Here is a 14,651-nt window from a genome sequence, read left to right on the forward strand (position 1 = left end):
ATAAAGCGGGGGCACAAGCCCCCGTTTTTGTCTGTCACTTTTCAAAATGAGACTAGGTTGTTTATAGACTAAGCTTTAAAAGGTTATACCTTAAAGCGGCTTAGCTTCTAAGAGCCTGAGTGACTGGCAACAATCGCTGATTTAAAGACAGGAGAAAGTTATGGCTCGTGAATTTTCACGTACCGACAGAGTGTCGCAGCAAGTTCATAAAGAAGTGGCTAGCATTCTGCAAAATGAATACAAACACCGTGTAGGCGATATGCCACTTATTACTGTGTCTGATGTAGATGTAACACGAGATTTAGCCCACGCTAAAATATATGTGACTATCTATAACAGCACAGAAGAAGAAGGCAAAAGACAAATAAAACAGCTGGCCGAGTTTCAGCCGTTTATTCGTAGTATTTTGGCTAAGCGTTTACGCATGCGCTCTGTGCCACACCTTCACTTCTTTGAAGATAAATCGATTATTGAAGGTATGCGCATTTCTAACTTGGTATCGCAAACCGTTGCGGCAGATGACGCAAAGCGCGATACCGACGAGTCAGAAGAGAAGGAATAAATGGCAAGGCGTCGTAAAGGCCGCGATATTAACGGCATAGTATTGCTAGATAAGCCATTAGGCGGTTCTTCAAACCAACTTCTTCAAAAGGTACGTTGGTTGTTCAAAGCTTCAAAAGGTGGCCATACGGGCGCGCTAGACCCTTTGGCCAGCGGTATGCTGCCTTTGTGTTTAGGTGAAGCCACTAAATTTTCTCAATTCTTATTGGATGCGGAGAAAACCTATGAAGTCACCGCAACCTTAGGGATTCGCACCACCACTTCTGATGCTGACGGTGAAGTCGTTGAAGAAAAGCCGGTGACGGTGGATGAAGAAACAGTTCGAAACACGTGTTTGCAATTCTTAGGGAAGAGTAAACAAGTCCCTTCTATGTTTTCGGCGCTAAAACACCAAGGCAAACCTCTTTATCATTATGCCCGTCAGGGAATAACGGTTGAGCGTGAAGCGAGAGATATTGAAATATTTGAACTTGAAGTCACGCGAATTGCGTTGCCAGAAGTGGATATGCGCGTTAAATGCAGTAAAGGCACTTATATTCGCTCATTAGTAGACGATATTGGTCAAATTCTTAAGTGCGGCGCTTACGTTACTCGCTTACATCGCACTGAAGTGGCCGATTATCCAACCGATAAAATGGTGTCTCTTGATACGCTAATTGCTACTCAAGAAGCACTAGAAGAGGGTGACTTTGCCGCACTTGACGCATTTATGATCCCCATGGATACCGCCGTCAGTAGGTTGCCTTTGGTCTGTATTAACGAGGCTGAAAAGCATCGCTTTGATAACGGTCAAAGTGTTAAAGGTACCTGCGATGAGCCGTTGGAAGTTGGTCAGCCTTACCGGGTTTATTTCGGTGAAAGCGAACAAGGTTTGTTTTTAGGCGTAGGTGAAGGCGTTAAAGATCCAAAGGACCAAGCGGGGTCTAATGGCGATATTTTTGTTAACCCAAAAAGGCGGGTTGTGTTCAACCAATAAAGTTTACACTTTCCCTTGCTAACTGGCGCGCTGTCATTATAATACGCGCTTCATTCCGTCTGGCTGAATTAGTGATCGGCCGGACATAATTTAGGAGAATGTTATGTCACTAACTAAAGACGAAACTGCAACAATCATTGCTGATTATGGCGTAAAAGAAGGTGATACTGGTTCACCAGAAGTTCAAGTTGCGTTGTTAACTCACAACATCAACAAGCTTCAAGGCCATTTTGCTGATCATAAGAAAGACCACCACTCACGTCGCGGTCTTCTACGTATGGTTAGCCAGCGTCGTAAGCTTCTAGACTACCTTAAAGGCAAGAACGCTGAGCGTTATCTTGACCTAATTAAGCGTCTTGGCCTACGTCGATAAGCTTAAGTTTTTAATGAAAAAAGCACCCTAGGGTGCTTTTTTTATGCCTGTAAAACGTTGCCCCCTTAGTAAATATTGCGTATGTTTAGCATTGGTAATGCTTTAAGCATATGGAAATTACTGCTAATAAGAGGGATGTATGTCGTCAAATATTGATTACTCAACGTATTCACTGGAAGAATTAAAGCAAGCTCGCGCCACAATTAACGAAATTGAGCACTCAGAACGGGCGCAAGAGTTAGAAGAGCGAATCGTGCAGTTTGAATTACCAGAAGCTTCATCCCCAGAAGCTCTATCCACAAGAGCTTCCTCCCCTGTAGCTACCGCAAGTGTGTTAAGAAAGGGAAAGATTTCCTTTCATGGTAAAGCGTCAGAATTCTTTTCTATTTGGATTGTAAATCTATTGCTCACTATTGCGACACTGGGTATTTATTCTGCGTGGGCAAAAGTAAGAACCAACCGATATTTTTATGGCAATACCGAGATTGATGGTCATCGGTTCTCCTACCTAGCGAATCCTTTACAAATTTTAAAAGGCCGTATTATTGCGGTGTGTTTATTTGCTAGTTACTTTATTTTAAGCGCTCTAAACCCTATCGCAGGTGCATTAATGTTGTTGGCTTTAATGGCACTCACGCCTCTTATGATAGTGCTTGGTCAACGTTTCAGTATGCGTATGACAGGGTATCGAAATGTTCGGTTTAAATTCAACGGCGGCTTTGGTGACGCGTTTGTTGTTTTCGTGGTTCTGCCTTTTGTTAGCTTATTTACCATGTACTTGATGTTGCCATGGGCGCTGAAGAAGATAGACGAATACCTAGTTGATAATTCTGCTTTCGGTGATAGTAGTTTTACCACCAAACTGAGCACGGGATCTTATTACCTTGCCTCACTCGGCGCTGTGGGCATTGTCGTGGCAGTGTTTTTGGTAGGGGCAAGTATAATGGGATTAGGCTTTACTAGTCTAATTCATACATTAGAAAACGGCGCTCCTTTAGTGATGATCGCTTTGTTCGCCATGTATCTTATTGCCTTTGCTATTTCATCTAGCTTTTATACTGCACTTATCCGCAATCATATTTATGAAAATAGTGAAATACCAAACGTGGCTCATTTCAATTCCAATGTGGGTATACTGCCGTTGGTATGGCTTAGAACAACCAATGTTATCGCTATCGTTCTGTCCTTAGGCTTCGCTATTCCGTGGGCGAAAATTCGCAGCGCTTATTTCTTTGCTAACGTCACTGAGGTCAGTGTGTTATCAGGTATTGATAGCGTTACATCCGTTAACACCGGTTCTGTGGGCGCCACAGCTGAAGAAGCGGCTACGTTGTTCGATGTTGATGTCGCATTAGGCTAGCCTAGTGATACACGGGCAGTTATATCAATCAAAAGATTCAGCGGTAACATCAGTTATCGCGAATATTGAAAACAATACATTGATCATTCGTTTATTAAATGGTGACAAGCGTGTTAAAGATGAGCGATGTGTGACAACAAGCCAGCTAGAAATATACGCGAACGTTACTGCTGACAAAGGTGAAAGTGTCGATATTGGCAGTAGTGAAAGCACTGAGCCGCTAAGGTTTCAGCAATCTGACGTCAATGCGAAGTCGAAGCTGGGTAATTTACCTCGAGAAATTACCTTACCTAACGACCGCTTACTGGTTTGCTCTCCATCGCCCCTGTTAGATCAGTGGTTAGATGGTGGGGCAGGTAGTCGTATCTCTCAAATGGAAACTAAAAAGCCTTGGCTAATTGCGAGTGTTTTATTAGTACCACTTTTACTCTATGTTATTTTCGTACAAGGTATGCCATGGGCGGCCGTTAAATTTGCTAACCAGGTACCATACTCTATTAAATCCCTAGCTTCACAGCATACGTTGAGCGCATTAGATTATTCAATGTTGGAGCCTAGCACGCTACCTAATTTGCAACGTGAGCAGTTAATGGAGGGCTTTGACACTGTTGTAAAGCAAGGTAGCGGACTTGGTATTGAAAACAATGTTCGGGTTCACTTTAGAGATTCCAATTTAATTGGGCCCAATGCCTTTGCGTTACCAGACGGCACCATAGTGTTTACCGATGACTTGGTAACACTGGTAGATGGCGACCAAGCATTACTTGATGCTATTTTGTTACACGAAATTGGCCATGTGGCACAAAACCATTCTATGCAAATGGTGGCCGAGTCCTTATTTGCAACCCTAGCGATAAGTTACTTTTTCGGTGATTTAAGCGGAGCAATTGAATCTTTTATGGGAATAGGTTCTAGTGTTGTGCAAAACCAATACTCCCAAAAACATGAATGGCAGGCGGACAACTTTGCTATTGAACAATTAAAATTAATGCAACGAGATCCCGCTGACTTTGCAGACGTAATGCGCAAATTATCGAACGACAATGATCAGCTGGGCTCTGAAAATAGTTGGTTCCAATCGCATCCCTCAACAAAAGCACGTATAGGAAATGCTGAGAAACACACGTTGCAATGATTGATTAATACCAGTTAAGCTCGTGGTAATGCGTAGGCTTGCAAGCGTGTATCATGGTGCTTTTTAGTTAGATTTTGGCGCGTTTGTCTGTGTGAAAAACGGTACGATTTCTGCCTTCGTCTTTCGCGCGATAAAGCGCATCATCGGCTTCTTTTATTAATGTTTCAACTTGTAAAACAGTGTCACGTTGCGGCACGGGGAGTTGTGTCACACCAATACTCACCGTAATTCTATCTGCGCGTGAATAGCGCATTTCGGCAATCCTTTCATGTAAATATTTACAATATAAGCGGGCATCGTCTTGGGTTGAATTATATAACACTATCAGAAATTCTTCGCCGCCCCAGCGGGCTACAACATCGGTTTTTCGGGTGGCCGCTTTTAACGTTTTAGATAACAAACCAATAACCTCGTCACCTACATCGTGTCCGTGTTTATCGTTAATGTTTTTAAAGAAATCAATATCAATAAGCAAGAAAGATACAGGAACAAATTTTCGATTCACCTGATCGAGAAGCTTACGAATATCTGCAGAGGCAGCACGGCGATTAAGTAAATTAGTAAGCGGATCGAGACGGGAAAGTAGTGTCAGTTCGTCAGTTTTTAATTCCAAACTGTCTCTTACCTCTATCAACTCTTGATAGAGCTTGTCGCGGCTTTTTGCTGAATGCATAGACCAGTACAGTTGTTCGCCATGCAGTGCAACATTTGACAATACAGGTAACCGTTCTTGCTGCGCAGTGACCAATGTCATTTGAAGTTCTGAAAATCTACCCGTTGCGAGCACAGATGGCCTAACATAGCTTTCAAAAAAAATTAAACTTGCCCGCGAAATTATATTGGAAACATTATTACCTACCACATCTTCGCGAGAAGAACCGACGAATTCTAGCGCATCTTTATTACAATAATCGATGCGTCCTGAGCGTAAATTCGATACTAAAAGTAAACTAGGAAAGAGATCGAGCTGAGCCTCATTCAAGATATAAACAGCTCTATTTTTTCTGCAATGATGTGGGGGTTCGTCATATGTAAACAATGACCGTGAGCATCAATAACTTCAAGTGATGACAACGGCGTTTTCTCATGCATATATTTCCCAACCTCTACTGATGCTAATGAGTCGCTGCGACTTTGCAAAATAAGTGAGGGAAATGAAATTGTCGGAAGGACATTCCTATAATCAGAAAAGAAAGTAGCCTTAGCAAAAGGTTTCGCATATTTAGGGTCGGTAGAACAAAAGCTGCTTTCAAGTTCTTTCACTAAGTTGGGGTCGTTCTCTCCCCCCATCACTAATGGCGCAAGGTAACTCGCCCAGCCAATATAGTTTTTGTCCATTAAATTAATAAGCTCTTCCAGGTCTTCCTTTTCGAAACCACCAAAATAGTCTGGCGGTAAATTCAGGAAACAAGGAGAAGGGCATACCAATACAAAATGTGAAAAATACTGCGGGGCGATAACCGAAGCGAGGTAGCCAATAATGCCGCTCACTGAATGACCAATAAATGTGACCTCAGTTAACTCAAGAGCCTCACAAATATCGATAACATCTTGTGCGTATCCTTCTAATTCTTCATACCGAGATTTGTCAAAAGCACTGACGTTAGATTTTCCACAACCTACGTAGTCAAACAGTACAATTTTATACTTTTGCTCTAGATAGGGGGTAAGGTACTTCCACATGTTTTGGTCGCAGCCAAATCCATGCGCAAGCATAAGTGTCTTCGTGCCTGAACCAATAATTTTCACATTATTGTTCTCAATAATGGGGTAAGCGCTAGGTTGATAAATCATAGTTACCGCCTGTTCTCATTTAAGCAAAAAATAGCAACACACAAGGCCACCACTTATATAATGTTTATAGCATCGAAGAAAAACAGAATATATGCTACTTATGGTTAATACCATCCGCGCAAAAAAGGAGCCGATAGGCTCCTTTAAAGATGTATACCAATTTGAAGCTGAAATTAGCCTTCTGAAACGCTCGCCACAGAGGACGGCGCAGAGTTTGTAGAACTCGTGGTGCTTCGTGAAACTACCTTGGTGGCGATTTCTCTTAATTCATTTTCAAGGCTGGTAATGCGCCCAGAAAGGGAGCTATTACGTTGCTCTAACACAGATAATTTGTCAGACAAGTTTCGTACTTGTTGTTCACTGCTGCGTTTATCACCAGAGACTTGTTCTAATTGAACGTTTAAGGCAAGAATTTCATCAGCTAAAGAAGCCAGTTGATTTTTCACCGAGCTAACTTGGCTCTGTTGCCCAGTTACATCATCGGCAACCTTTTTAATATTCCCTTGAAGCGCAGTTTGAACGTTACCAACTCTATCACCTAGGTCAGCAATTTCTTTTTGATTTCGGCGCCATGCTGAAGCCCAAAGTTTGTCCATCTGTTCCCACAAATCATTGGTCTTACTGGCTAATTCATTAACTTTAACTTGCAAAGCGACAGTAGATTCACCCATCTCTTCGCCAGTGGCAGAAAGCTTATTCTCTAATTCAAGAATGCGCTTTTCAGCGTGAGAAGCCACCACTTTTTGTTGTTCTACCAATGTGTATAGGTAGTAACATCCGCCACAGGCACCGAGGGCAATAAGTGCGATTAGGAGTACCCATATGCCATTACCGCCGCCACTGCTTTTTTCAGGGGCTTTGGGGGAGGGGCTGGTAGACGGTGAGGAATTCGAAGGTGCCTTGGCTGGCGAAGGCTGACGCTTTTTTTGATAATCGCGACGATCTTCATCATCTAAGCGAATAGTTGGAAAATCATCATTGTTCGAATTATTTGCCATAAGTTCTCTATTTTATCTCGTTTAAGCATTGGGTTAACTGCAACCTACCTAGATGTAGGCGCAGTAACCGAAAAATATAATTAATCGCGCATAATAACATCGATATTATATTGAATTAATTATAAATACCAATGGCGATTATGTATCACTATCAAACCATTCTACACGATACAAATCGCGACGACGATCTAGATAATTTCTGACAGAGCCTTCATTTTGAAGCTTAGTCAGTTTATCTAAGTCTAGGTCTACGATCAGCGTCATTTCGGTGTTTGGCGTAGTTTCCGACACAATAGCATCGTGGGGGAATGCAAAGTCGCTAGGTGAAAATACCGCAGTTTGACCATATTGAATATCAACATTGTCTACTTTGGGTAAGTTCCCCACGCTGCCAGCTATGGCCACATAGCATTCGTTTTCAATGGCGCGGGCTTGAGCACACCGTCTAACGCGTAAATAGCCGTTTTTGGTATCTGTCCAAAAAGGAACAAATAAAATCTGCATTTCTTGTTCAGACAACAACCGCGCAAGTTCAGGAAATTCCACGTCATAACATATTAGTACCCCGATTTTCCCGAAATCAGTATCGAACACTTTAAGGCTATTACCACCTTTCATTATCCAATCTTTCTTTTCGTGTGGAGTAAGGTGTAATTTGTACTGACTCTCTATGGTGCCATCGCGCTTACAGATATAACTAACGTTATACAGTTCGTCTTCTTCTACCACAGGCATGGAGCCTGCAATAATAGTGATGTTGTAAGATACGGCAAGATGAGAAATGGAGGTAAGAATTTCGTCGGTATAGGTGGCTAAATGCCATATTGCATCAATTGAAGTATCAGACGGACTCAGCCCCATTAATGGTGCATTGAAAAATTCAGGAAACAACGCCACGTCACAGGAATAATCGGATAACGCGTCTACGAAATATTCAACTTGCTGAAGGAGTTCCTCCACATTGTTGAAGTAACGCATTTGCCACTGAATACAACCAATACGGGCACTCGATTTACGACCAGTAATAAGCGACGGATTATTCGGCTCATAATAGATATTGTGCCATTGCAGTAACGTTGCATAGCCTTTCGATGCTTCGTCCTCGGGTAAATAGGCACTGAGAACCTGTTTTACTTCAAAGCCATTAGATAGCTGAAAAGTGAGGATAGGATCGTAAATGTCTTTAGATTTAACCTGTTCAATGTATTCATAGGGCGACAGATCTTTTGCGTAATTCTTATAAGTAGGAATACGACCGCCAGCCATAATTGACTTCAAGTTCAGGTTTCTACATAACTCTTTGCGTGCCTCATACAAGCGGCGGCCTAGTCTTAGCCCTCGATAGTCTGGGCACACAATGACTTCAACGCCATACAACACATCACCATTCGGATCGTGAGTAGTAAGGTAGGCATCACCAGTAATTTCATCGTAACTGTGTTTGTCGCCGAATTGGTCGTAATCGACAATGACAGAGATTGCGAAGGCCACCACCTTACCTTTGTCTTCAATACAAATTTGACCTTCTGGGAAAGTGGTTACTTGGGCTTTGAAGTTGTTATAAGGCCAAGCGCCTCCAACGTTCGCATACACATTATCCATCAACGCTTTAACGTCGCTGTAATCGTCTAGGCGCAAGTTACGTAGCGCTAGATGATGTTCGGTTTCTTCGATGACTGTTTGATCCTGACTCATGCCTTTACCACCAGTGGTTGTTTTTTATATTTGAGCATAATTATTTCCGTGGGGCTAATGGTATTCATTCTTGTTTGACCAAGTGTTTAAAGCAAGTTTTATTCCCATTAAAACCAATGTGTTACAATTAGCGTGATTGTGCCTTTCACAATTGTACGTAAACTGTGCATTTATTGCTTGCTGCACCTGTCACTTAAGCGTATAAACCTGCATCCGTTTACGTGCGCCACTGCTGCGCAAAGCCAAAAATTAATCATGGAACGTTTCTCGTTAGATTTACCTTCACCTCTTTATGTTTTTGATGAAATTTACTTCAGTGGTATCGTCAGCGATTTACTCGAAAAGGGCTTTAGTATAAGGCCTTTAGGCGTACCAGAGTTTGTTATAGATGCACTGGTCGCTTGCCAAGATACCCTGTCTAAGCAAGCATATCGGCGCGGGGGCATTGGTCGGTCTGAGCAATTTCAACACCTCGAAAAAGTCAGAAGCGATGAGATATGCTGGATAGACGGTTCCTCATCAGAAGGGCAATTGTGGCTAGACTGGTGTGAGGCTTTAAGGCTGTATATTAATCGCCATTTATTCATGGGGTTATTCTCATTCGAGAGCCACTTTGCCTGTTACGCACCCGGTAATTTTTACAGACGTCATCTAGATGCTTTCAAAGGTGAAAGCAATAGAATGTTATCGGTGGTGACCTATTTAAATGATGATTGGCAAACTACTGATGGTGGCGAGTTAGTATTATATACCAATGAAAAAGATGACCTTGGCGTGAGGGTGTTACCTGAAAAAGGCACCATTGCCATTTTTCTTAGTGAGGATTTTCCGCACGAGGTACTCACCGCAAAACGCGAGCGGCACTCAGTTGCGGGGTGGTTTAGGTTGAATACCAGTATTAATGAAAATATTGATCCACCAAAGTAATTCACCTATGGCTAAACCCTTGCTTCTAATGCTAGTATCAATACGATAAGTCAAAAGTATAATTCCCAAGTGATGCAGTTACTGTTAAACCCCAACAGTAGATTATTGACTTATAATATCGTAGATAGTTAAACCCTCCATTTAACAAATGTGGTAACTACGATAAGTCTTAGGGACAAGAAAAAAAGTGATTGGTTGAATGTTGGAAAAAATTCCTGCCCCCACCTCAAAAGAGGATTTGCGCGTTCTGGTTATCGACAACCAGGGTTTAGTGCACGATGTTGTAGCCTCTGCGTTGCATGCTATTGGTATCAAACACGTTGTGAGTGCATTTAATGCCTTTCACGCTATTCGCTTGTGTGGAGAAAAGCGTTTTGATTTTGTGCTGCTTGCATTCAATGTTAGTCACGACAAAGATGGTTTTCATTTATTTGAAGAGCTTAGACACTTAAATCATATCAATGACACCACAACGGTTATCTTTCTAAGTGCTGAAACATCGCCAGAATTGGTTAATTGCATTGTTGAATTACAGCCTGATGATTTTTGGGTGAAACCGCTAAAGCCAAGTAGTATCGAGTCTCGTTTAAATTATTTACTTCAGATACGCTATAAACTTCATAAAATGATGCACTGCATGAAGGTCGGCGACTATTCTACCGCAATGTACTATGCCGAGCGTCAATTAAAAGATGTGTCACTATCTGACTATCATCCTAGAATTAGGCGTCTTATTGGTGAGTGTTTGCTGCAATTACGTGACTATGAAACCTCTGAAAATTACTACCGTGAACTTCTGCAAACCATGGACCATGCTTGGGTCCATATTGGCTTAGCCCGTTCCTTGTTACGACAGGATGAATTGGAAGAAGCGCAATCTATGGTTGAAGATTTATTACTTCGTACAGATACCCGTTTTTTAACCTATGATTTGTTGGCACAGTACTTTATTGAGAAAGAACAATTTGAGTTAGCTTACGAACAAATGAAAGAAGCGAGTAAGTTAGCGCCTCGTAACATTGAACGTAATAAGCGGTTGTGGGATTTGGCACGGCTTAACCACGACAAAGTAGGTCAGTTGTCGGCGGTACAAAATATGGCGAAGTTTGCCAAGAATTCTATTCATGATTCACCTGAGCTTGCTTTGAATGTAATTCGTTCTACCATCGATTTAGCCACTAGCCTTGGCGCTGGGGAAGGTGATAGATACATACAACGTGCGCAAAATGACTTGGAAGAGATCAGTCAGCAAAAAGGGGTTCAAATCCAACTTGGCGACCAAATTGATGTTATTAAAGCGCGTATGTTGTGCCTTCGAAATCAAAAGAAGTCGGCTGAGGAAATCATGAACGCCAGTTCAGTGCATACCACTGGGCAATCGATGGAAGATAACCTAGACAAAATGAAAGCTTTTCATGAGCTAGGCATGCGTGAGCAGTGCATCAGTATTTTAGAAAAGCTTAAAACGCAAATTGAGGGTGATACCTTTTCTTCGCAAGTCGTCGATGAATATCTCAAGCAAGAGTCTATTGAACGCACAGAGATACAGTTCACGACTAAAGAATTGAAGAACATGGCTACGGTGCACTATAAAGAGAACCGGTTGCAGCCTGCTTACAATAACTTGCGACAAGCACTTACTATTTCGCCTAAAGACAAACAAATTGCATTGAGTTTAATGAAGGTGTTGCTTCAACTGCACAGCACCCAACCATTGAATGATGAGCAACTGGAAGTGGTTACACTGGCAGCACGCATGTTAACTAACGAAAAGTTATCAGCTTCACAAGCAGACAAGCGCGATCAGTATATTGATAAGTTAGGGCTTGAGGTAGAAGCGCCTAACGATAAGGAAGCCTTGGGCGTTCTTGGTCACCCTACAGCTTAAATGAGTAAAGCGGACAGTGAATCTGCCTGCGTAAACTAAACCATGCGCCAATAGGGCATTACACGGATACAAAGCAGATACAAAGTACATATAAAAAGGGGATGGTTTATAAAACCATCCCCTTTTTTTATTTATAAACCGCCAGCGTTTATTTGTGGCGGTTACGTTTGATGAATTTACTTAGCTGAACGGCGGCGAAAGGTTAGAACACCAGCCATTAATGCTAAGATGAAACCCATAGAGCCGCCTGAATCGTTGTCATCTTCAATAGGATCAGCTTCATCAGGTAATTCTGCTTCTAAGTTGAAGGTTGCAATGAACGGGTCGTGATCTGAGCTGCGGAATGGACCTACATCAGTAAATGCATAGCCGTCTTCATCAGGGTAGTAAGAAAGCGCTTGGTCGTACTGGAATTGGTAAACTTCAGGAGAGTTAATGCTCCAATGCGCACCGTCTACCGCATCAGCAAGCATGGTTTCACTTGCTAGCACATGGTCTAAGCTGCCCACTTGCTCTGTACCGTAGAACCAGTAAGAGTAACCTTCAGCATCAAACTCTTCTGCAAGATTTACGTAACCATAATTAGCCGTTACTTCTACAGAGGCACCATCGTCCATACCTGTATTTGCTGCGGTCATTACCGTGTAACCTTGGGTTTCAGCGGTGTAGTCGGTAAGTACTGCAACCGGATCTTCTGCACTGTACGAGTTCAAGTCACCTAATACTAAAATGCGCTCAGGTAAGCTTTCATCGCTTAATGCTTCACCAAGTGTAATAGCAGCAGATACACGAAGTGCATTACAGCTGCCTTGTATGGTATCCGTTTCACTGACTGCTTCAGCAAGATCTTCACCACACTCTGAACCTTTCGATTTAAAGTGGTTAACGGCAACAGCAAAGGTTTTACCACTTTCAATGTGAGCAAACGATTGAATTAAAGAAGGGCGCATTTGTGCAACGCTGTCTTCATCAATTTGCTGAATTGGCATGTCTACTACTTGTGCATCACCTTCAGGCGTCACAATAGATGCGCGGTATAACAAGCCAACGGTAATAGCATCAGTACCAATTTCTGTGCTATCAGCAGTGCTGATAAATGAATACTGTTCAGTATCGGCAAGCTCAGCGTTTACCGCAGCCACTAGGCTAACAATAGCACTGTCATCGCCAAATCCATCGTTTTCAATTTCCATTAAGCCAACAACGTCAGCGTTCAAGCCTACAATGGCTTCAACGATACGGGCTTCTTGTAATGCGAATTCAGTTTCGTCTTCTGCACCACGGTTTGCATCGAAATCGAAGGTTACATCGCCGTTAGCATCAACTTCGCCATTGAAGTAGTTCAATACGTTGAAGGTAGCAATCGATAAGTTACCTTCAGTTACCACTGGGTTCGCTTCGCGAGTAGAAGTTACTGTAATCACATCGGTAGGGTTAATTCTAAACGCACCGAAGCTATAATTTAGCGGGCCGCTTGCAGACACAGTATCACCAATACGAATAGCATTTGCGTAGCTAAAGGTAGGGAAGTAGTTAATGGTGTCTGGGTAACTAGAACTGCTGTTATCTTCGATTTTAAGTAAGCTGGCTTCTGAGGCTGCAACTGCTTCAACGTATGCGTCTGAAAGTGGTGCTGCTACGTCGCTAGGCTGGCGTTTAACGCTGTCACTTACTTGAATTTCGCCGTAACGCCACAAATCGTTTGTGCTAGTTACCGTTGCATCAACAACAGAAGCTAGCATGCCTTCAAATGGCTCAAGGGAATAATCGTAAGGCATATCGATAGTCGTCATCAATACGTCATCGCTTGCGCCACAATCAAGTGCAGTCACATCGCTGTCTAAGTTAAGCGTAGTCATGCCGTAGTTTTCAACTACTTCACCGTATAGGCGAGCAACGTTACCTACCGCAATAGTAGTGCTACCGTTAACGAAAATACCTTCAGAAGTGGCATCATCACCATCGCTATCCGCTGTTTCTTCTTGTAAGAAGAAACCGCCCGCACCCATGCCAGTAACAATGGCTTCAACAATATGGCTGTTACCAACTTCTTCTGAAGCATCGCCACTACCTTGAATGGTGCTAATAAGGGTTGCTGCGTCAGCACAAACACCTAGCTCAATAACGGGCTCTTCTGGTGGAACTTCATCATCACCGCCGCCTTCAGTACTAAAAGTAGCAACAGGGAAGGGCGTGGTGGCGGCTGCATTGGTTGCTGCATCATCTAGTGCGTCTACGCCACTGTAAGTCCAATTGTCAGAGGAGAAAGTCCCGCCATTAGCGACTGAACCATCTTTTCGGTAAGCCCAACCGTCTAAGTATTCCCATGCTGTGCCGTTACCATCAACATTAATGTCACCGAAAGTATCAACAACGGCTTCATTTTCGAAAAGCTCTACCGCATCATCGCCATTAATACCCATGGCCGAAGTATCGTAGTCTGGTGCATAACCGAAAAACTCAGTAAAACCATCAATTTCAGATGCTACGTAAATATAACTACCCGCTGAGGCGCTATCTGCTGGGAAAGTAAATTCTACGCCATCAGTGCCGCCGCCATTGTTGGCTGAGCCAAGCCCGTAGACCGATAAATCTGGAATATCGTTTACAACGTAAAGTTCAACAGCTTTAGGAAGGCCGCCGGTAAGTGACGCATCAACAACACCGCTGATAACTAAGTCGCTGGCATTGGCCGAAAATGCAGTAAGAATACCTGCTGTTATAAGTGACAATGGAGTTTTCACTGGTTGTTTCCCTCTTAGGTCTTTTATTATTAGGTCTGTCAAAGCAGACCCTCTTTGTTATTGCTAGACCTAGCCTATAACTATAATGTCAACGCAGGAATGACTTAACGTTATTCAAGTTTATTTTTAATATGTATATATAAATCAGCGTCTTAGTCTATTCAAATAAAGTTATTTATGACATTGGCTCGTCATAAAAG

At 42.6% G+C, this 14,651-nt stretch carries 12 protein-coding genes; 7 read left to right on the forward strand and 5 right to left on the reverse strand.

All coding sequences use genetic code 11. The features are described 5' to 3' along the window. Positions 1–160: 160 nt before the first annotated feature. The 5 genes from rbfA to AMBT_RS06540 all read left to right on the forward strand — a co-directional run bounded on the left by rbfA (position 161) and on the right by AMBT_RS06540 (position 4,405). Positions 161–562, forward strand: coding sequence for a 30S ribosome-binding factor RbfA (gene rbfA / locus AMBT_RS06520; protein WP_013783814.1), 402 nt, complete (start codon positions 161–163; stop codon positions 560–562). Further along, positions 563–1,537: a tRNA pseudouridine(55) synthase TruB gene (gene truB, locus AMBT_RS06525; RefSeq protein WP_013783815.1), complete on the forward strand. Its 975-nt coding sequence runs from the start codon at positions 563–565 to the stop codon at positions 1,535–1,537. Between the two features lie 103 nt (positions 1,538–1,640). Then, positions 1,641–1,910, forward strand: coding sequence for a 30S ribosomal protein S15 (gene rpsO / locus AMBT_RS06530; protein WP_013783816.1), 270 nt, complete (start codon positions 1,641–1,643; stop codon positions 1,908–1,910). Positions 1,911–2,049: 139 nt separating this feature from the next. Further along, on the forward strand, positions 2,050–3,270 hold the full coding sequence (locus AMBT_RS06535; protein ID WP_013783817.1) for a YjgN family protein: 1,221 nt from the start codon (positions 2,050–2,052) through the stop codon (positions 3,268–3,270). Between the two features lie 4 nt (positions 3,271–3,274). After that, on the forward strand, positions 3,275–4,405 hold the full coding sequence (locus tag AMBT_RS06540) for a M48 family metallopeptidase (protein ID WP_013783818.1): 1,131 nt from the start codon (positions 3,275–3,277) through the stop codon (positions 4,403–4,405). A 67-nt stretch (positions 4,406–4,472) separates the two neighbouring features. Here AMBT_RS06540 and AMBT_RS06545 read toward each other — a convergent pair whose 3' ends face one another. The 4 genes from AMBT_RS06545 to AMBT_RS06560 all read right to left on the reverse strand — a co-directional run bounded on the left by AMBT_RS06545 (position 4,473) and on the right by AMBT_RS06560 (position 8,892). Continuing rightward, positions 4,473–5,387, reverse strand: coding sequence for a sensor domain-containing diguanylate cyclase (locus tag AMBT_RS06545; RefSeq protein WP_013783819.1), 915 nt, complete (start codon positions 5,385–5,387; stop codon positions 4,473–4,475). Further along, positions 5,384–6,199, reverse strand: coding sequence for an alpha/beta fold hydrolase (locus AMBT_RS06550; RefSeq protein ID WP_013783820.1), 816 nt, complete (start codon positions 6,197–6,199; stop codon positions 5,384–5,386). The genes AMBT_RS06545 and AMBT_RS06550 overlap by 4 nt, the downstream gene beginning before the upstream one ends. 173 nt (positions 6,200–6,372) lie before the next feature. After that, complete coding sequence (locus AMBT_RS06555; RefSeq protein WP_013783821.1) at positions 6,373–7,197, reverse strand: hypothetical protein; 825 nt, start codon at positions 7,195–7,197, stop codon at positions 6,373–6,375. A 138-nt stretch (positions 7,198–7,335) separates the two neighbouring features. Continuing rightward, the gene (locus AMBT_RS06560; protein WP_013783822.1) at positions 7,336–8,892 is read right to left on the reverse strand and encodes a bifunctional GNAT family N-acetyltransferase/carbon-nitrogen hydrolase family protein; all 1,557 of its coding nucleotides are present in this window, start codon (positions 8,890–8,892) and stop codon (positions 7,336–7,338) included. Positions 8,893–9,147: 255 nt separating this feature from the next. On the opposite strand from AMBT_RS06560, the gene AMBT_RS06565 reads away from it, so the two are divergent. Both AMBT_RS06565 and AMBT_RS06570 read left to right on the forward strand, forming a co-directional pair. After that, positions 9,148–9,819 carry a 2OG-Fe(II) oxygenase gene (locus tag AMBT_RS06565; RefSeq protein ID WP_013783823.1) on the forward strand — a complete coding sequence of 224 codons (672 nt, stop codon included), beginning with the start codon at positions 9,148–9,150 and terminating at the stop codon, positions 9,817–9,819. Positions 9,820–10,018: 199 nt separating this feature from the next. Beyond that, complete coding sequence (locus AMBT_RS06570; protein WP_013783824.1) at positions 10,019–11,707, forward strand: response regulator; 1,689 nt, start codon at positions 10,019–10,021, stop codon at positions 11,705–11,707. Between the two features lie 176 nt (positions 11,708–11,883). Here AMBT_RS06570 and AMBT_RS06575 read toward each other — a convergent pair whose 3' ends face one another. Beyond that, entirely contained in the window at positions 11,884–14,451 is a 2,568-nt protein-coding gene (locus tag AMBT_RS06575; protein ID WP_013783825.1) for an ExeM/NucH family extracellular endonuclease, read from the reverse strand. Positions 14,452–14,651: the final 200 nt, after the last annotated feature.

Source organism: Alteromonas naphthalenivorans (genome assembly GCF_000213655.1).
Lineage (GTDB): Bacteria > Pseudomonadota > Gammaproteobacteria > Enterobacterales > Alteromonadaceae > Alteromonas > Alteromonas naphthalenivorans.